20 protein-coding genes and 2 tRNA genes are annotated in these 17,430 nt (G+C 67.0%); 5 read left to right on the top strand and 17 right to left on the bottom strand.

Going from position 1 to position 17,430, the window contains the following annotated elements; translation table 11 throughout:
- Window positions 1–6: 6 nt before the first annotated feature.
- From ACIOU8_RS09355 to ACIOU8_RS09340, 4 genes are all read right to left on the bottom strand, one after another.
- Window positions 7–360 (bottom strand): hypothetical protein, encoded by a 354-nt coding sequence (locus tag ACIOU8_RS09355; RefSeq protein ID WP_400788427.1) that lies wholly within the window; start codon window positions 358–360, stop codon window positions 7–9.
- On the bottom strand, window positions 357–980 hold the full coding sequence (locus tag ACIOU8_RS09350) for an Asp23/Gls24 family envelope stress response protein (protein ID WP_400788426.1): 624 nt from the start codon (window positions 978–980) through the stop codon (window positions 357–359). Before ACIOU8_RS09350 ends, ACIOU8_RS09355 begins: the two co-directional genes overlap by 4 nt.
- Window positions 977–1,543, bottom strand: a complete 567-nt coding sequence (locus ACIOU8_RS09345) for an RNA polymerase sigma factor (protein ID WP_400788424.1) — start codon at window positions 1,541–1,543, stop codon at window positions 977–979. The genes ACIOU8_RS09350 and ACIOU8_RS09345 overlap by 4 nt, the downstream gene beginning before the upstream one ends.
- A gap of 123 nt (window positions 1,544–1,666) precedes the next feature.
- Window positions 1,667–2,140: an Asp23/Gls24 family envelope stress response protein gene (locus ACIOU8_RS09340; protein ID WP_400788422.1), complete on the bottom strand. Its 474-nt coding sequence runs from the start codon at window positions 2,138–2,140 to the stop codon at window positions 1,667–1,669.
- A gap of 153 nt (window positions 2,141–2,293) precedes the next feature.
- On the opposite strand from ACIOU8_RS09340, the gene ACIOU8_RS09335 reads away from it, so the two are divergent.
- A complete protein-coding gene (locus ACIOU8_RS09335; protein ID WP_400788419.1) occupies window positions 2,294–2,905 on the top strand; it encodes a TetR/AcrR family transcriptional regulator in 612 nt (203 codons plus the stop codon).
- On the top strand, window positions 2,906–4,588 hold the full coding sequence (locus ACIOU8_RS09330; protein WP_400788418.1) for an MDR family MFS transporter: 1,683 nt from the start codon (window positions 2,906–2,908) through the stop codon (window positions 4,586–4,588).
- Window positions 4,589–4,660: 72 nt separating this feature from the next.
- On the opposite strand, the gene ACIOU8_RS09325 is transcribed toward ACIOU8_RS09330, so the two are convergent.
- The 9 genes from ACIOU8_RS09325 to ACIOU8_RS09285 all read right to left on the bottom strand — a co-directional run bounded on the left by ACIOU8_RS09325 (window position 4,661) and on the right by ACIOU8_RS09285 (window position 10,616).
- On the bottom strand, window positions 4,661–4,858 hold the full coding sequence (locus ACIOU8_RS09325) for a hypothetical protein (RefSeq protein ID WP_400788416.1): 198 nt from the start codon (window positions 4,856–4,858) through the stop codon (window positions 4,661–4,663).
- 142 nt (window positions 4,859–5,000) lie between these two features.
- Window positions 5,001–5,074 (bottom strand) — tRNA-Met (locus ACIOU8_RS09320).
- A 34-nt stretch (window positions 5,075–5,108) separates the two neighbouring features.
- Window positions 5,109–5,180, bottom strand: a tRNA-Thr gene (locus ACIOU8_RS09315).
- A gap of 67 nt (window positions 5,181–5,247) precedes the next feature.
- A complete protein-coding gene (locus ACIOU8_RS09310) occupies window positions 5,248–6,528 on the bottom strand; it encodes a M23 family metallopeptidase (protein ID WP_400788414.1) in 1,281 nt (426 codons plus the stop codon).
- A 124-nt stretch (window positions 6,529–6,652) separates the two neighbouring features.
- The gene (locus ACIOU8_RS09305) at window positions 6,653–7,447 is read right to left on the bottom strand and encodes an inositol monophosphatase family protein (RefSeq protein ID WP_400788411.1); all 795 of its coding nucleotides are present in this window, start codon (window positions 7,445–7,447) and stop codon (window positions 6,653–6,655) included.
- The gene (locus tag ACIOU8_RS09300) at window positions 7,444–8,418 is read right to left on the bottom strand and encodes a hypothetical protein (protein WP_400788409.1); all 975 of its coding nucleotides are present in this window, start codon (window positions 8,416–8,418) and stop codon (window positions 7,444–7,446) included. Before ACIOU8_RS09300 ends, ACIOU8_RS09305 begins: the two co-directional genes overlap by 4 nt.
- Window positions 8,419–8,531: 113 nt before the next feature.
- Window positions 8,532–9,326 (bottom strand): enoyl-CoA hydratase/isomerase family protein, encoded by a 795-nt coding sequence (locus ACIOU8_RS09295; RefSeq protein WP_400788407.1) that lies wholly within the window; start codon window positions 9,324–9,326, stop codon window positions 8,532–8,534.
- A gap of 46 nt (window positions 9,327–9,372) precedes the next feature.
- Window positions 9,373–9,864: an FBP domain-containing protein gene (locus ACIOU8_RS09290; protein WP_400788405.1), complete on the bottom strand. Its 492-nt coding sequence runs from the start codon at window positions 9,862–9,864 to the stop codon at window positions 9,373–9,375.
- Window positions 9,865–9,908: 44 nt separating this feature from the next.
- A complete protein-coding gene (locus ACIOU8_RS09285; RefSeq protein WP_400788403.1) occupies window positions 9,909–10,616 on the bottom strand; it encodes a FadR/GntR family transcriptional regulator in 708 nt (235 codons plus the stop codon).
- Between the two features lie 137 nt (window positions 10,617–10,753).
- On the opposite strand from ACIOU8_RS09285, the gene ACIOU8_RS09280 reads away from it, so the two are divergent.
- Entirely contained in the window at window positions 10,754–12,163 is a 1,410-nt protein-coding gene (locus ACIOU8_RS09280) for a GntP family permease (RefSeq protein ID WP_400788401.1), read from the top strand.
- Between the two features lie 10 nt (window positions 12,164–12,173).
- Window positions 12,174–12,689, top strand: a complete 516-nt coding sequence (locus tag ACIOU8_RS09275; protein WP_400788789.1) for a gluconokinase — start codon at window positions 12,174–12,176, stop codon at window positions 12,687–12,689.
- 37 nt (window positions 12,690–12,726) lie between these two features.
- Here ACIOU8_RS09275 and ACIOU8_RS09270 read toward each other — a convergent pair whose 3' ends face one another.
- The 4 genes from ACIOU8_RS09270 to ACIOU8_RS09255 all read right to left on the bottom strand — a co-directional run bounded on the left by ACIOU8_RS09270 (window position 12,727) and on the right by ACIOU8_RS09255 (window position 15,110).
- Complete coding sequence (locus tag ACIOU8_RS09270; RefSeq protein ID WP_400788399.1) at window positions 12,727–13,200, bottom strand: heme-binding protein; 474 nt, start codon at window positions 13,198–13,200, stop codon at window positions 12,727–12,729.
- A gap of 126 nt (window positions 13,201–13,326) precedes the next feature.
- Entirely contained in the window at window positions 13,327–14,190 is an 864-nt protein-coding gene (locus ACIOU8_RS09265; RefSeq protein WP_400788397.1) for a hypothetical protein, read from the bottom strand.
- Window positions 14,191–14,205: 15 nt separating this feature from the next.
- Complete coding sequence (locus ACIOU8_RS09260) at window positions 14,206–14,472, bottom strand: hypothetical protein (protein WP_140036329.1); 267 nt, start codon at window positions 14,470–14,472, stop codon at window positions 14,206–14,208.
- A gap of 146 nt (window positions 14,473–14,618) precedes the next feature.
- Complete coding sequence (locus tag ACIOU8_RS09255; protein WP_400788395.1) at window positions 14,619–15,110, bottom strand: MarR family winged helix-turn-helix transcriptional regulator; 492 nt, start codon at window positions 15,108–15,110, stop codon at window positions 14,619–14,621.
- An 80-nt stretch (window positions 15,111–15,190) separates the two neighbouring features.
- On the opposite strand from ACIOU8_RS09255, the gene ACIOU8_RS09250 reads away from it, so the two are divergent.
- Window positions 15,191–17,314, top strand: a complete 2,124-nt coding sequence (locus ACIOU8_RS09250) for an MMPL family transporter (RefSeq protein ID WP_400788393.1) — start codon at window positions 15,191–15,193, stop codon at window positions 17,312–17,314.
- The last annotated feature ends 116 nt before the right edge of the window (window positions 17,315–17,430 follow it).

Genomic DNA, 17,430 nt, shown 5'->3' with positions numbered 1-17,430 from the left:
ACGACCTCAGTCCGACGATGCCTCTCGCGGATGGACGTACGCGATCGTGAGCACGATCTCGACGGGCTCGAGCCCGTCTTCCGCGAGGACCTTCCCGATGGCCTCGCGGACGTTTCGGAGCAGCTCGAGGGCACTGGCTGAATACTCGATCCCGAGTGATGCCTCGACCTCGACCCCGACGTCACCCACTCGGACGGCCACGAGAGGCTCATCGATCCGGCTGATGCCGACCGCCACGGCTCCCGCTCCGACGAGGTTCGACACCAGCGAGCCCGCTCGATAGACGCTGCGCACGCCAGGCGTCGCCAGCACCGCCGCCTCTATCCGCTCGGCGAGTCCAGGCAGGGCCGTCGTGCTCATGATGCCTCCTCCGCAGCACTGCTGATCTGTTGGATGTCCCGCACAGTGACGTCGATCGAGGTCACGGTGAGGTCCGTCTGCCGACGCAGACGCTCGGCGATCTCGGCGCGAAGGCGTTCGACCGCTGTCGGGATCGTCTCGCCGTAGACGACATTGACCTCGACCGCGATCCGGATCGGCTCGCCCACGACGGCGACGTCTCCGTCGAGAGTCGATCGACCGACCAGGATGCCCGGCACGGCGTTCTCCGCCGAGCGGATGAGTCCACGAACCGCCCCCTCGGTGATGCCGAAGTCGACGGACGGGTCGGGGTCGTCGAACGGGATGCGGCGTCCGGCTCGGGCATCCAGCGCGATCCCCGAGAGGATGCGGTCGACCCAGCTGTCGTCGACCTCCGGGCTCGCCGCGGCATCCGCTTCTATCAGCTGTCCGCCCAGACCGCGGAGCCGTTCGAGGGCGTCGAGTGCGAGCTGGCACCCGGGCGAGCCCTCGATCGACGGGTCGAGCGGAAGCCTGTCGGCCTCGAGGTAGTCGCTCAGCTCTTCGAGGGTGTGTCCGTCGAGGTCACCCGGCTCGAGTCCGAGCTGACGCACGTCGGGAGTCTCCTGCTCTTCAGTCATCGCCAGGCCTCCATTCGCACGATCATGAACTTTCGGGCTCGAGCGAGAAGACCACGCGCCGTCGACACCGAGATGTCGAGCTCCGTGGCGATCTCGTCGTACGAGTAACCGCCCATCTCCCTCAGCACCCAGCATTCACGCTGAGCAGCGGGCAGTTCCTGCAGCGCCGCACCGAGAGCCTCGATCCCGGCGCGGGCTTCGACGATACGCGCCGGCGCACCCTGCGACGGCGCCTCCTGCTCCATGTCATCGACATCGAGCATCGGCCTCAGAGCGCGTATGCGGTCGACCGCCTTGCGGCTCACGATGCGCATCAGCCAGCTCTTGACCTTCGCCGGGTCGTCGAGCTCGGAGAACCGCTGCCATGCGGTCACGAACGTCTCCTGGACGATGTCGTCGGCATCGGCAGAGGCGTTCAGCATCCGCTGCGTGTAGGCACGCATCATCGGCGTGTACCTGCGCACCAGCACGGCGAACGCCGCGACGTCTCCGTCCATCGCCCGACCGGCGACGATTCGGTCGTCGGCCTGCTCGAGAGCAGAGCGAAATCTTTCCCCACCCATGCGTCGACTCCCTCTTCCCTTCCCCGTGAGAGGTTCGGAGCGGACCCGCCATCGGATCGGATCGGCGATCCGATGGCGTGGTCACGAGATGCTGATCCGATAGTTGGTAGGCACCTCGTGGGGCTACAGGACACGCGTCTCCGCGCCGGCGTCGGTGGCGAGCGCGTCGTCGCTCGCGTCGTCGTCGTCTGCGGGGATGTGCACGTCGTTGATGGTGACGTTGACCTCGACGGCCTGCTTGCCGACGAACTCGCTCATCGCGACGGAGATCGCGGCGCGCACATCATCGGCTACCTTCTGCAACGACACCGGGTACTCGGCGACGATCGTCACATCGACCGCGACCTGGGTGTCGCCGACCTCGACGCTGACACCCTGTGTGAGGTCGGTGGAGTTCAGGGCGTCACGGATGGCGCCGACGGCACGAGCCGCCCCGCCGCCGAGGGCGTAGACGCCGGGCACCTCACGAGCCGCGATGCCGGCGATCTTGGCGACGACGCCGTTCTCGATGATCGTCGCGCCCGTCGAGGCGACGGACGAACCTGCCGCCGGGGCGACCTGGACCTTGGGCTGCTGTGCGTTCGAGGCGTTCGCCATCATGTGCTCCTTCATCAGTGTGTGGGATCCCCAGCGGGGATGGCCGCAGTGCAGCGACACCACTAAGACGGATGCCGGAAGCAGATCGTCACAGATTCGTCTGGGAATCTCTTCACAGTGCACTCTTAGGTTAAGAGTGCAATATTGCACTCTATGAGCGAGAGTGCAGATTCACTGCGAGAGCAACGCAGGCGTGAGACGACGCGGGCGCTCACCGATGCGGCGCGCCGCCTGACGACCGAGCGCGGCTTCGCCGGGTTCACGGTCGAGGAGCTCTGCGCGGAGGTGGGCGTTTCGCGGCGCACGTTCTTCAACTACTTCGAGAGCAAAGAGAGCGCGGTCTTCGGGTTCGCCGCGATCGACTCCCGACAGGAGGCCCTCGAAACCGAGTTCGTCGCCCAGACCGGCGAGCTGCTCGACGACTTCATCCGGCTGACGATCGCCCGATTCGAGCTCTTCAATCCGCTGGACGACGCGCCCGCCATGTTCGCCGTGATCGAGCAGGAGCCTCGGCTACTCAAGGCCGCGTTCGAACAGCTGGCGAAGAACGAGCGTCGCGACATGGATCTCGTCGTGCGGCGAAGCGGCGAAGGTGCCGATGCCGAGCTGCGCGCAGAGGTCATGGTCCACACCGTCGGCGCGCTGGTGCGCCTGTGCATGGACCAGCTGCTGCACCATCACTCCACCGAGTCCTTCAGCGACCTCGTCAGCCGACGCCTCGAGATCGCTCGCGCCGTGTTCGCACCATCACAGAAAGCCGACTGAATGTCCGCCACCGCCACCGCCACCGCGGATGCGCCCTTCCTGCTCACGAAGCGCCGCATCTGGATCATCTTCAGCGCCTTGATCGCCGGAATGCTGCTCTCGAGCCTCGACCAGACGATCGTCTCGACCGCCATGCCGACCATTGTCGGACAGCTCGGCGGCGTCGATCACCAGGTGTGGATCACCACCGCGTACCTGTTGGCGACCACGATCGTCATGCCCATCTACGGCAAGTTCGGCGACGTCCTCGGAAGACGCAACCTGTTCCTGGTCGCGATCGCCCTTTTCACCCTCGCCTCCGTCGGGTGCGCCTTCGCCACCGACTTCTGGATGTTCGTCACCTTCCGCGCGCTGCAGGGGCTCGGCGGCGGCGGGCTGATGATCCTGTCGCAGGCGATCATCGCCGACATCGTGCCCGCGAACGAGCGCGGCAAGTACATGGGTCCGCTCGGCGCCGTCTTCGGCCTGTCGGCTGTCGCCGGTCCCCTGCTCGGCGGGTTCTTCGTCGACCACATGACGTGGCAGTGGGCGTTCTACATCAACATCCCGGTCGGCATCGCCGCCTTCATCATCGCCCTGGTCGCTCTGAAACTGCCGAGCAAGAAGGCGCAGAAGCCGATCGACATCTTCGGCGTGATATTCCTCTCGATCGCGACGACCTGCCTGATCTTCTTCACCGACTTCGGCGGCGACAAGGCGTTCGGCTGGGATTCGCTCGCGACCTGGGCCTGGGGCGCCGGACTCGTCGTGGCGGCGACCGCCTTCGTGATCACCGAGGCGAAGGTGCAGGATCCGATCATCCCGCTGAGCCTCTTCCGCAACCCGATCTTCGTCAACGCCACCGCGATCGGGCTCGTGCTCGGCATCGGCATGTTCGCCGCGATCGGCTTCGTGCCCACGTTCCTGCAGATGTCGTCCGGCACCTCCGCCGCGGCATCCGGTCTGCTGATGATCCCGATGATGGTGGGCCTGATCGGAACCTCGATCTTCTCGGGCATCGCGATCTCGAAGACCGGCAAGTACAAGGTCTACCCGATCGTCGGCACGATCCTGACCGGCATCGCGATGGTGGCGATGACCACGCTCTCGGCTGAGACGCCGATCTGGCTGATCTGCGCCTTCCTGTTCGTGTTCGGCGCCGGACTCGGCCTGATCATGCAGGTGGTCGTCCTGGTCGTGCAGAACGCCGTCCCCGCCGGCGAGATCGGCACCGCGACCAGCACGAACAACTACTTCCGCGAGGTCGGCGCGTCACTCGGCACCGCGGTGTTCGGCACGATCTTCACCACCCGTCTGACCGAGAACCTGCTCGGCGTCTTCGCCGACGCCGGGGCCTCGCCTGAGGATGCATCCCAGGCTGCGTCGACCATCGACCCTGCCACGCTCAACGCCTTGCCCGACGAAGTCCGCGACGGAATCGTCACGGCGTACGCGGATGCTCTCGCACCGGTGTTCTGGTTCCTGGTGCCGTTCATCGTGCTGGCCCTCGTGCTGTCGCTGTTCCTCAAGCAGATCCCGCTGTCGGATCAGGCCGGGCTCGTCGCCCGAGGAGAGGCGATCAGCGGCGAGGAGGCCGAGCGTTTGGAAACCGAGCAGCGAGGCACGATCGTTCGGACCGCCGCCGCTTCGGATGGCGAGGCCCACGTCGCTGTCGACCGCGACGCACCCCCGACCAGCCGCTGACATTCCTCGCGCAGCACACGGGCCCGCTCCGCACGTCGAGGAGCGGGCCCGCAGTGCGTGGCCTGTGACCGGCTAGGGAAGGTCGGCGACCGGAGGGTCGGCGACCTCGAGCTCGTCTGGGTGATCCGCGTTGTCACCGTCGGCCTTTTGGTCCTCGCCCGGCATCGCGGGGTCGACGTCTGGGTCCGGGTCGTTCGTCACGAAATCGGCATCCACGCCGACCGCCTCGATCCCGGAACCCGTCTCCGGTGCTGCCTGAGGGTCTGCCATGATCGCTCCTATCGTCGGGGGACTGGACGATCAGTCTGACCGTCGCGATCCCGGAGACGGCATCCCCTTGACATCGTCGCCAACACTTCTGATAGACCCCCGATACGACAAAACCCCCGGGAATCCCGGGGGTTTCATTCTGTAGCAGGAGCGGGGCTTGAACCCGCGACCTCACGATTATGAGTCGTGCGCTCTGACCAGCTGAGCTACCCTGCCACACCGCATCCGCATCGCAGATACGAACGCTGTGAGCCCCGAGTCAGGATTGAACTGACGACCCCTTCCTTACCATGGAAGTGCTCTGCCACTGAGCTATCGGGGCGTGCTGCCCCTCGCGGGGCAACCACACGAGAATACCATCACTGTGGCGTCCTCATGAAATCGAGGTGTCAATACGAGGTGCGGCCTGCATTCTCGCGCAACCACGGCAGCGGGTCGATGGTGCCGCCGTTGATGATGATCTCGAAGTGCAGGTGCGCGCCGTACGAACGGCCCGTGTTTCCCGTGTGACCGACGATGTCGCCGACCTTCACGGTCTCCCCGGCCGTGACCTGCAGCGAGCCGTACTGCATGTGCGAGTAGTGGCTCGTGACGATCTGTCCGTCGATCACGTGGTCGATGTAGACGGTCACGCCGTAGGCGCCACCCTGCTCGGTGGCGATGCGCACGACGCCGTCGGCGATCGCCTGGATGGGGGCGCCCTCACCGGGAACGAAGTCGATGCCCTCGTGCAGACGGCCCCAGCGCATGCCGTACCCCGAGCTCATGCCCACGCCGACCTTGAAGGGCCACTGGATGGCCGCCTCGGCGTCGTTGGTGAAGACCTCGTTGGAGTAGTTGATGCCCTCTTCGGACGCCACCTGGATCAGGGAGACGGTCGAGAAGCTGTCGGAGCGCGCGAGCGACTCGTTCTGCACATCGGAGGACGTGACGAAGGCCTGGATCTCATCGTCGGCTTTGTCCGCCGACTTGGAGGCCGATGCGGCGACGAGAGACGTGGCCGCGAGCGACGGAGAGCCCTGCACTGCGGCGACGGCCTCAGCAGGAAGAGTCATGCCGACGGCGAGGAGTCCGGCGAGGCTCATGACTCCGACGGTCGCGCCGACTGTGAGGAACTTGCGGGCCGACGGGCGACGACGGGCGACGTGCTCGACAGGCGTCTCTTCAGCTGCTGCGGCGTCAGGCTCGACGGTCGGGTCGGACGCGCTCTTCGGCGCGGCGCGGCGGAATGCGCGGGCTGCGGTCTCGAAGGCGTCGTCGGAGCTCGATCGGTGACCGGCGTCGTCCCGATCGGCCTGCAGAGGCTCTGGTTGAGCGTCCTCGACCATCACGGGCATCGCTGCAGGTTCGACGACAGGTTCCGCGACCGGCTCGACGACGACCTCGGGGGCCTCAGTCGGCTCGACCGCGACGACATCTGCGGAGTCGGATGCTGCTGACGCTGCGGCGACCGCAGTCGCGGCGATCAACACCTCTGCGGTATTCAGTCGCTGGCGCGCGGCGCGGCGCGAAGTCGGGGTCTCGAAGGCGACGGACGCGGAGTCGGCAACGGGTGCAGCTTCGGAGACGGCTTCCGTCACTCCTGCCGCAGAGGCCTCGAAGGCCGCAGTGCGGAGACGGCTGGACCGGCGCGTGGGCGCAGAGGCAGCCTGGGGATTCTCGAAGGGCAAGTCAGATTCTCTCGGGTTTAAAACGTCAAGCTCGGGGGCGCTTACGACCTTCACCGATTCGGGCCGATGAAAGTAACGATCGGATAAACCCTAGCCTGATCCACCTGTGAATGCCATGAATCGTTCACGTTTCATCTCGAAGAATATCGATCACCCGTCGGTGGACCTCGATTCCACCCGCGATGAGCATGGGTCTCGTCGAGTCTCGATCGATCAACGAGACGGCTCCCCCGGCCTCGGTGACGAGCAGGGCGCCAGCCGCATGATCCCACGGCTTCAGGCCGCGCTCGAAGTAGCCGTCGAGTCGCCCGGCGGCTACGAACGCGAGGTCCAGCGCGGCCGAACCGGCACGACGGAGGTCTCTGGCCATGGGCATGATCCTGCGCACCGTGGCGAGGTCGCCGTCGTGCGTCGCCGGGTCATACCCGAAGCCGGTGGCCAGCAGCGCACCCGCCGGCGTCTCGGTCGTGACCGACAGCCTCGACTCTCCCAGAAAGGCACCATGCCCCGTCGCAGCGGTGAACATCTCTGCGGATGCCGGGGCGTAGACGGCCGCGGCGAGCGCATCCCACTCCCCCGCGACGGCGCTTCCGCGCACCGCTGCGATGCTCACCGCGTAGGAAGGGATCCCGTAGGCGTAGTTCACTGTGCCGTCGATCGGATCGACGACCCAGGTGATTCCGCTCTCACCCCGCTCGGCCTCCGACTCCTCACCGAGGAAGCCGTCGTCGGGTCGAGCGCCCCGCAGCCGCTCACGGATGAGCAGCTCGACCTCGCGGTCGGCGTCCGTCACGATGTCTGCGAGCGTCGACTTCGTCGCGGCGAGGTGCACGCCTTCGGCGCGACGTGTGCGTGCCAGGTCGCCGGCCTCGCGCGCGATGTCGGAGGCGAGGTCGGCGAGCTCGAGTTCGAGGCTCACTGCGGCGGGAACGGCGGGGCGGGCGGCGCTGCCGGGTAGGCAGCAGGGGCATCGGGTGCCTGTGGCACCGGAGGCGCTGACTGTGTCTGCGAATGCGGCTCCGGGGCGGCCGGGAAAGGCGCGACCGGGAACGGCTGCGGGGCCGGAGGAGCCGGCAGCGCCTGCTGCGGGGCCTGCGCCTGCTGAACCGACGGGTGACCCGTGTAATAGGCGTTCCAGTCCGGCGAACCGTCGGGCAACACCGGCAGCGGGGTGCGACCGTCTGCGTATGTCGGCCAGGCGGGAGCGGCTGCGACGCCGTGACCGACGTCGGCACGGGCGCTCGCAGGCTTGCGAGGAGCGAACAGCGCGTTCAGCAGGGGGATCAGAGTGGTTCCCACCGCCGCGAGAATCGTGAGCGCGACGACGATGCGCCAGTAGAGCTCGCCGTAGTCGAACGTGTTCGGGAACGTGAGGAAGAAGATCAGCATGGCCACGAGACCGCCGAGGAACACGATCGTCGCGATGTAGATGATGCGGGTGAACGTCGTCACGTGCCGCTGCGCGGCCGGGGTGAACAGTCGCACATGCAGCAGGGCGAGCTGGAGGATCCCCACGACCAGGAGCAGCTGGAAGAAGCGCTCGGCGCCGGTGAAGAACTGATCGTCCTCTGGCAGCCAGATCTTGACAGCCCCGACCAGCAGAGCGACGATCCAGCTGACCATGCTCGACAGGGCGAGCCAGTCGGGACGGTTAGGTGCGAGCCCCGCCTCGAGGATCGCGATGCCCGCGAAAGCGGCGAGCAGAAGGATGGTGAGGAAAGCTCGGCCGATCAACCCGTCCTGATCGCCGATCAGCACCCAGACGACGCAGACGAGCGCGGCGGCGATGAGCGCGCCGATGGCGATCCAGATCGCCCCTCTGATGAGAAGGGACATGTTCTTCTTCTCGACCAGCGCAGGGGGCTGCTGGGTGATCTCCGGCTGCGTCATCGCGTTCCTCTCGTTGGGCGGCGTTGCGTTCATCCTTGCACGCGACGCCGCGAGGGCAGCGGTGGCAGCGCGATCCGTGGATACATCGGGGCGAATCGGATCCGGTGCAGCGATCAACGTGTGCGCGCGGAGGCGGCGGCGAAGGCTGCGATCCGCGCCTGGGCGTCCGGCGTCGCCATGGCTGCACCGATCGACCTCGCCTCTTCGCTCAGCTGCTCTACGAACGTTCGCTCGGGCTGCGAGCGAACGAGTCGCTTCGCGTTTCCATAGGCCTCTGCGGCCCCGGCCAGCCAGAAGCGGGCGACCTCCTCGGCCCGAGCTCGGACCAGATCGGCTTCGCCCGCGGAGTCCGCGCCCTCGACGGCCTCTGCCACGAGACCCCACTCGACGGCTTCTGCGGCGGACAGCAGGCGGTCCTGCAACACCAGCTGCAACGCCCGACGCTGCCCGACTGCCCGAGCGAGCTGAGCCGAGACGGAGAGGTCGGGGGTCAGCCCGATGTTCGCGTAGAGACTGCCGAGGCGCGATCGCGAGCCGACGACGGCGTAGTCGCTGCTGAGCAGAATCCCGAGCCCACCGCCCGCAGTCGTGCCGTGCGCTGCGGCGACGACGGGCAGCGTGGACTCGGTCAGCGAGCGGATGCCGGAGTTGATGACTTCCGCGAGCGCGGTGATGTCATCGGCGGACCCCATGGTCGTCGCCATGTCGATCACGTCGCCGCCCGCGCAGAACGCCGGGCCGGCCGCATCGATCAGGATCGCCTTGACGTCTGACCTCGACGTGACCTCTGCGGTCGCATCTCGCCAGGCGTGCGCGAGATCTGCGTTGAAGGCGTTGAGTCTTGCGGGGCGGTTCAGCGTGAGTCTGGCCAGTCCCCCGTCGACGGCGAACAGGATGGCGTCGTTCATGGCTTCTCCTTCGAGCGCAGGACGTTGGCCACCAGGCTAACCGCGATCAGCGCTCGTCCCGCACCCGCTTGGTGAAAGCCTCCATACGGCGTCGTGTGCCGTCGAGGCGCATGTCCACCTGTCCGGGTGCCAGCACTTCGTTGGGGGCGAGGGGGTGGGCGAGCCTCACGTTCTCGTGGCACGAGAGATCAGCGCAGATGTAGGTTCCCACCGAATCTCCACGCATCCCGGCCTCGCCGGCACGTCGGGCCGCGAACAGCGCGACCTGGTTTCCGGGCTGCATCGTGTGGCAGATGTTGCACATGCCCGAACGCCCGCGGCCGGGGTCGGAGACTCGCAGGACGACTCCGGATATCTCCCCCTCATGCTGGGTGAGGATGTAGCCGCGTCGCCCCGCGCTGGGGTCTCTCCACGCGAAGAAGTCCAGGTAGTCCCAGTCGATGAGGACGAAGTCGTGCGGCATCTCCATGACTCGCAGCTCGTCCGCGTCCGCATTGACGAAGGAGGCACGGACGTCTGCTTCGGTGAGCGCTCGCATCGCTCCAGTCTATGAACCCGGCGAAGCGTCGGCGCGCTCCCGGGTCAGTCGGCCGCCCGCTGCATCGCGTCATCGGCCTCAGCGACGATCTCCCGCATCGCCGCGGCGGCGGCCTCCCCATCACTGTTCGCCACGGCGAACACGACGTCCCGATGCCACTGCACCGCGTTCTGGTTGGCGACGTGCGGCATGAGGTCGTGCGCCGTCCTCCCTCTGAGCACGGCCTCGACCGTCCCGCCGAGCGCGGCGAGCATCCGGTTGCCGGAGGAATCCAGCAGAAGCCGGTGCAGCCTGATGTCCGCAGTGAGGTAGCGCTCCCGGTCGGCCTCGTGATCTTCCTGACCCATCGCGACCGCGAGCGAGACGAGCTCCACCTTCTGCTCCGACGTCGCCGAGACCGCGGCGAGACGAGCGGCGAGCGGTTCGATGACGGATCGCAGCTGACTGAGTTCGCGAAGCTGCTCGTCACGGCCCGGGCCGGCGAGACGCCACGCGATGACCTCGGGGGCATAGACGTTCCAGTCGGCTCGGGGTCGCACCTCGACGCCGGACTTGCGGCGGACCCAGACGAGTCCGAAGGACTCCAGAACGCGAACGGCCTCACGCGCGGCCGAGCGGGACACGCCTCTCTCGCTAGCCAGCTCGACCGTGAGCATCCGCGAGCCCGGCGGGTGCTCGCCGTCGACGATCGCCCTGCCGAGCTCGGCGACGAGCGAGTCGTGCACAGGACTTCCGACGCCGGAGACGGTCATATGTCGAGTATGCCCGTCTCCGGCTCCTCAGACGGTGCATCTCACACTCATGTTTCGATTATGTTGCGCATGACGTGGTATGCGTGCTTATTATGTACGGCATACGGTCGTAAACCACGCCCGGATCAAGGAAGCTCATGGCACTCTTCACCCCCGCCACCGACGCGCTCATGGCGGCAGTCACCGACACTGCCCTGCCCGACCGCCCCGCCGGTCAGCTCATCGCCGCCGCAGTGATCGGCATCGCCGTGATCATCGTGCTGATCACCTGGGTGAAGCTGCACCCCTTCCTCTCGCTCACGATCGGCGCACTCGCCACCGGCGCGATCGCGGGCATGGACATCGGCGCATCCGTCACCAGCTTCTCGACCGGCTTCGGCACGACCATGGGTGGCGTCGGCATCCTGATCGCGCTCGGCGCGATCTACGGCAAGCTCCTCGCCGACTCGGGCGGCGCCGATCGCATCGTCGACACCCTCGTCAGCCGGGCCAGCGCCCGCTCGCTGCCCTGGGTCATGGGACTCATCGGCGCCGTGATCGGCCTTCCGATGTTCTTCGAGGTCGGCCTCGTGCTCCTCGTGCCTGTCATCATCCTCGTCGCCCGCCGCTCGGGTGCGCCGCTCATGCGCATCGCGATCCCGACGCTCGCCGGCCTCTCGGCCATGCATGGCCTCGTGCCGCCGCACCCCGGCCCGCTCGCGGCGATCGACGCGCTGGGAGCGAACCTCGGCCTCACTCTCGCCTTCGGCGTGATCGTCGCGATCCCCGCCGTGATCATCTCGGGCCCGCTCTTCGCACGCTTCGCCGAGCGCTGGGTCGATGTGCCGGTGCCCGAGCTGTTCGTCACCGACGAGGACGAGGGCGTCGAGCAGCGTCGTCGCCCGTCGTTCGGCGCCACGCTCTTCAGCATCCTGCTGCCGGTGTTCCTGATGCTCGCGAAGGCCGTCGCCGACATCTCGGCCGCAGGGTCGAACGCCCCTTGGAAGGTCGTTCTCGACTTCCTCGGCACCCCGGTCATCGCCCTGCTCATCGCTGTGCTCGCCGGCTTCTTCATCCTCGGACGCGGCGCCGGATTCGACCGCACGAAGATCAACGACATCGTGGGCTCGTCGCTCGGCCCGATCGCAGGCATTCTGCTGATCGTCGGCGCCGGCGGCGGTTTCAAGCAGGTGCTGGTCGACACCGGCATCGGTAACGTGATCGCCGAGTTCGTCTCCGGATCCTCTGTCTCGGTGCTGATCCTCGCCTGGTTGGTGGCCGTGGTGATCCGCATCGCCACCGGATCGGCGACCGTCGCGACCATCACCGCCGCAGGCATCCTGCAGCCGCTCACCGAGACCCTCGACTCCCCCATGGTCGCGCTGCTCGTGCTCGCGATCGGCTCGGGCTCGGTGTTCCTCTCGCACGTCAACGACGCAGGCTTCTGGCTCATCAAGGAGTACTTCGGCCTCAGCATCCCGCAGACTCTGAAGTCATGGACAGTACTCGAATGCCTCATCTCGGTCACCGGCCTTGCCGGGGTCCTCGTCCTGAGCAACTTCGTCTGAGCGCGCCATGATGTCCGTCAACGCACCCGTCCTCGTCTTCATGGGCGTCGCCAGCACCGGAAAGTCGACAGTCGCGGCCATGCTCGCCGGCCGCCTCGGCTGGGCCTTCGAAGAGGGCGACGATCTGCACCCCGAGGCGAACGTCGCCAAGATGGCGGCTGGCCATGCGCTCAACGACGACGACCGCTGGCCCTGGCTCGACCGCATCGCCGAGTGGATCGACGAGCGCATCGAAGCGGGCGAGCCCGGCATCGTCACGTGCTCGGCCCTGCGCCGCAGCTACCGCGATGTGCTTCGCCGAGATGCGGTCACGTTCGTGCACTTCACCGGCTCGCGCGAGCTCATCCTCGATCGGATGCTGCGCCGCGAGGGGCACTTCATGCCGACGACTCTGCTCGACTCACAGTTCGCCACCCTGGAGCCGCTGGAAGACGACGAGCGGGCGATCGAGATAGACATCGCCCTCACGCCCGCCGAGCAGGCAGCGCAGATCGCCTCACGGCTGCGCCTGCACCCCGACTACTGAGACCATTCCTCGTCGACGTTCGGCAGCGCTCAGCGTGTCACTCGACGAGCAGTCCCAGCGCGGTGATCCCGTCGACCACGAGGTCGTGATCATCCGCTGACGGAAGCCCCGACACCGTCGCGACGGCGACGACGCCCACACCTTCGACACGGATAGGAACCGCGCCTCCGGCGACCGCATACGTGACGGGGTCGAGCCATCCAGGCTCGAACATGTCGCGCCCGCCGCTGGCGACACGTGCTTCGAGCAGCGCGGTGCTGGTCTCGAACCGCAGGGCGGTCGCGGCCTTCTTCTGCACCCAGGCGTCGTTGTCGGCCGTCGCGCCCGGCAGCGATGCGTGGAACAGGACGCCCGAAGCGGAGCGCACATCGACCGCGACCGGAGCTCCCTGCGCCAGCGCCCGCTCTGCGATGGACCTCCCGAGCCACCACGCGTCCGCGCGATCGAACCGACGCAGGAACAGTTCGACGTGCTCTTTCTCCAGCTGTGCGAGCCTCGTCTGGTCAGTCATCGACAGTGCCTCTTTCGTAGACGGTTCGTCTGAGATCGTAACCGTCGCACATCGCTGCTCACGAAGCGCGCGCCGCACGCTGAGCACCCCGAGCACGATGGGCTCCCCTCCGTTGGGGGGAATCGGTCAGCCGAGCTCGCCCGATCCGTACGGTCGCACCGGTTGCTGCTTCTGGAACTCGTACTCGCCTCCCTGGCGTCCGCCGAAGGGACGCCCATGGTCGGCGAACTCCTCCCGGTAGTACGCCAGACGCCAGGGCCCGATCTCGATGCGAGATCCGGTGCGCAGGATCCTGGCGTTCTCCGAGCTGTGCGGGAGATTCGGTCGGCCGCCGCCGGTCGCCGCGTATGAGTACAGGACGTACTCGTCATCGTCGTTGTGACGGACTTCGGCGTGGCGGGCTTCGAGCCCCTCCAACCGCAGGTCGGCGTCTGGCCCGGAACCGATGACCGTCCGCCCCGGGAGCAGGTCGAACTCTCGCGGCCTGCTGAAGTTCCAGTCGCCTGAGCCGACCGCGAAGATCAGCCGAGGGCGCCCCGAGCCGGGCAGGTAATGGGTCGTCGTTACTCGCCGCCGAACTCTTCGGGCCACCGTGGGGACGAGCGGGAACGGCGTCGAGGGAGGGACGGGGAGGCGGAAACCGCTGCCGCGTTCCCGATGCTGCGCTTCGGACAGGAGCGTCGAGAGATGCCCCAGCTTGATATGCGAGGAGCCGGCGATCGTCCGACCCACGGGTCCCGACTTCACATCCCCGAGCTGAACGAGAGTCCCCCGCGGTCCTTCCACACGTACGCGGATTCCGCGTCGCGCGAGCCCATCGGCGAGCGGCACGAGCTGGGTCAGGTCACGACGGCTCATACTGCCGAGTCCCGAGGTGGATTCCAGCGTGACGACGACCTCCTGGCCCTCAGCTCTCACGCTGAAGCGCGTCGGAGGGCCGCCGTCCGGGTTGGCCTGCTCGACGTGCAGGTCGATGTCGAGGCGAATCATCGGAGAAGCTCGTCCTCAGACCGAGCCGGTGCCACCGGACGCGCTGTCGCTGGTCGTCACCCGGAGGGTGCCGTTGAACTTCCAGGTCGCTCGCGGCGCGTCCGGCCCGATATCGCGAGGCACCTCGACGGTCATGTCGTCGAAGGTGTAGTTGACGGCGGCTCCACGACCGGTGAGGTAGGCCCACATCTCCCGCCCGAGATCCGTCCAATCGGTGATCGATGCGCCGGTCGGCCCCGAGGCCGAGTCGAACAGCTCTGTCGGTTCATTCGGATCGCTCATGGCGTGCTCCTTTGCTGAGACCATGTCCTGTGGATCAGATTATGCGCCCGCTGCACCGACGTGTCCAGCGATTTCTGAACACTGTCTAGCAATTCTGTCGTGACCGCCTCTGCTCGCTGCAGCGCGGGTGGCGATCGACCCGCTTCTCAGCGCGGATCCGAGGCGCCGGCGTGTGCGCGCAGTGACTCGGTGATCTGTCGGAGATACCTCGTGATCACGTCCTGCTCCTGTGGCGTGAAGGAGTCCAGCTCCGCATCGACACCCATGATCATGGGGATCAGACGCCCCATCGCCCTGTCGCGCGACTCGGGCCGCGGAGCGACGAGGATGCCTCGACGGTCGTTCGGGCGAGGCTCTCGAGAGACATGCCCGAGCGCGACGAGGCGGTCGACGGCAGTGGTGGTCGCTCCCGCAGAGAGCCCCACTCTCCGAGCGAGCTCGGTCGGAGCCAACGGTCCGCTCATGATCAGGTGCTCCATGACCTGGAGGTCGGTGGGATTGACCCCCAACTCAGCGGCGAGGGAGGACTCGAACAGCTCGCTGAGTTCGAGGAATTCCCGCAGCAGAGCCGTCGCCGGTCGGGCAGGCGCGAACGCAGCTCTCTCGGCCTCCGGTGCCGGCCCCTCGCTCGCTTGCATGCCCTCCACGATATCGCCACTCTCTTTCGATAGTCATATAATTTGATTGTCGAACTACTATCCAAGATGGGGAAATCCTCGTGAGTGCATTGACTCGTTTCCTGACGTCCGCCAAGACGTCCTGGATCATCCTCGTCGTGACCGCCGCCGCAGCAGCCGGACTCTTCGCGCTCGCGGGCAGCGAGGATTCCGAAACCTCCCCGTCCGTGGGGCTCCCCTCATCGGCGGAGTCCGTCAAGGTCGACGAGCTTCTGGAGGAGTTCTCGAGTGCGGAGGCGACCTCGGCGCTCGTCGTCTTCGCCGCCGAAGACGGCGCACTGGACGCGGACGCGCTCGCTCTCATCGATGAGAAGGCCTTCGGCGAGCTGGCGGATCTCTCGCGCAACGGCGCCGTGCCGCCGGCGCAGATCTCGGAGGACGGAACGGTCGCACTGGTCATCGTGCCGCTCGAGCCGGAGCCGGACGTCGCCGAACAGTCGGCCCGTGCACAGGAGATCCGCGACATCTCCGCCGCAGAGCTCGATGGGGTACGCGTCTATCTCACCGGTGCAGAGGGCTTCGAGGTCGACATCGCCGCCGTCTTCGACGGGGCGGACTTCACCCTGCTGCTCACCACCGTCATCGTCGTCGCGGTGCTTCTTCTGATCACCTACCGGAGCCCCTGGCTGTGGATCGTCCCCCTGGTCGTCATCGGCCTGGCAGACGCCCTCGCCGGGATCGTCGCGCGACAGGTGGCGAGCGCCGTGGGCATACAGCTCGACGCGTCGATCACCGGCATCCTGTCGGTGCTCGTCTTCGGCGCGGGAACGAACTATGCGCTCCTGCTGATCGCCCGATACCGTGACGAACTGCGGTTGCACGAAGATCGCAGGGAAGCGATGCAACGGGCTCTTCGCGGCGCGGGCCCCGCCATCATCGCCAGCGGATCGACCGTCGCTCTCGCGCTCCTCACGCTGCTCCTCGCAGAGATCGCCGGCAACCGTGCGCTGGGGCTGGCGTGCGCCGTGGGGATCCTCGTCGCCATGTTCTTCGCCCTCTTCGTGCTCCCCGCTGCCCTCGTGCTGTTCGGTCGCGGTCTCTTCTGGCCTTACATTCCGCGGTTCAATTCGCCCGACGCCATCTCACGCAGCGTCTGGGGCAAGCTCGGTCGCGGAGTGTCCAAGCGGCCGGTCCTGGTCGCATCCGTCGGCTTCGTGGTGCTCGGCGCCATGGCCAGCGGCCTGTTGTTCGTGCAGACCGGGCTGTCGCAGAATGACCGTTTCCTGCAGAAGCCCGAGGCTGTGCAGGGCCAGGAGGTTCTCGCCGACGCATTCTCGGCCGGAACCACCTCCCCCGCGATCGTCGTCGTTCCTCTCGATGACGCCGACGCGGCCATTGCCGCCCTCGGAGATCTCGACGGAGTCGATTCGGCGACCATGGGAGAGACCACGGATGAGCTGGCGCGGATCGATGTCACCCTCGACGCCAGCGCCGAGACCGAGGCGGCGTTCGCGGCAGTGGAACGGATGCGCGACGCTCTCGATGTCGTCGGATCCGGCGAGGGCCTCGTCGGCGGCCTCGACTCCCAGGCGCTCGACGTCGCCGATGCGCAGGCTCGAGACCAGGCTCTCCTCATCCCCCTCATCCTTGCGCTGGTCTTCGTCGTCCTCGTCCTTCTCCTTCGAGCGTTCGTCGCACCGCTGCTGCTCCTGATCGCCGTCGTGGCCAGCTTCTTCTCGGCCATCGGGCTGAGCTGGTGGCTGTTCCAGTCACCGCTCTTCGGGTTCCCCGCCATCGACACGAACGTGCTGCTGTTCAGCTTCCTGTTCCTCGTCGCGCTCGGTGTCGACTACAGCATCTTCCTCGTCACCCGGGCGAAGGAGGAGGCCACGCACCTCGGGACCACACAGGGCATGATTCGCGCTCTCGCAGCGACGGGCGCGGTGATCACCAGCGCCGGCATCCTGCTCGCCGCGGTGTTCGCCGTGCTCGGAGTCCTGCCACTCATCACGCTGACGCAGATCGGCATCATCGTGTGCATCGGCGTGCTGATCGACACACTCCTCGTGCGAACCGTCATCGTCCCGGCGCTCGCCTTCATCACCAAGGACACCTTCTGGTGGCCTCGTCGTCCGCCGCTCTCCGACGCCGAGGCCACCCGGCAGGGGGCTGACGCGCTCTCCGCCGAGCAGAAGCCTGACGTCGTGAGCGTCGGCGTCGGGTAAGACGGGGCGGATCCTCGCTGAGACAGGACAGCGGGCGAGGACCCCGCGAACGTAGAAATGAGAAACGCCCCCGCAGTGCGGGGGCGTTTCTCATCGTGTGCGAAGTGTTCTGCGTC

Source organism: Microbacterium sp. NPDC087589 (assembly GCF_044743635.1).
In the GTDB taxonomy this organism is placed as follows: domain Bacteria; phylum Actinomycetota; class Actinomycetes; order Actinomycetales; family Microbacteriaceae; genus Microbacterium.
Note: the sequence above shows the minus strand (reverse complement) of the source record. Positions and strands in the feature narration are given on the sequence as shown.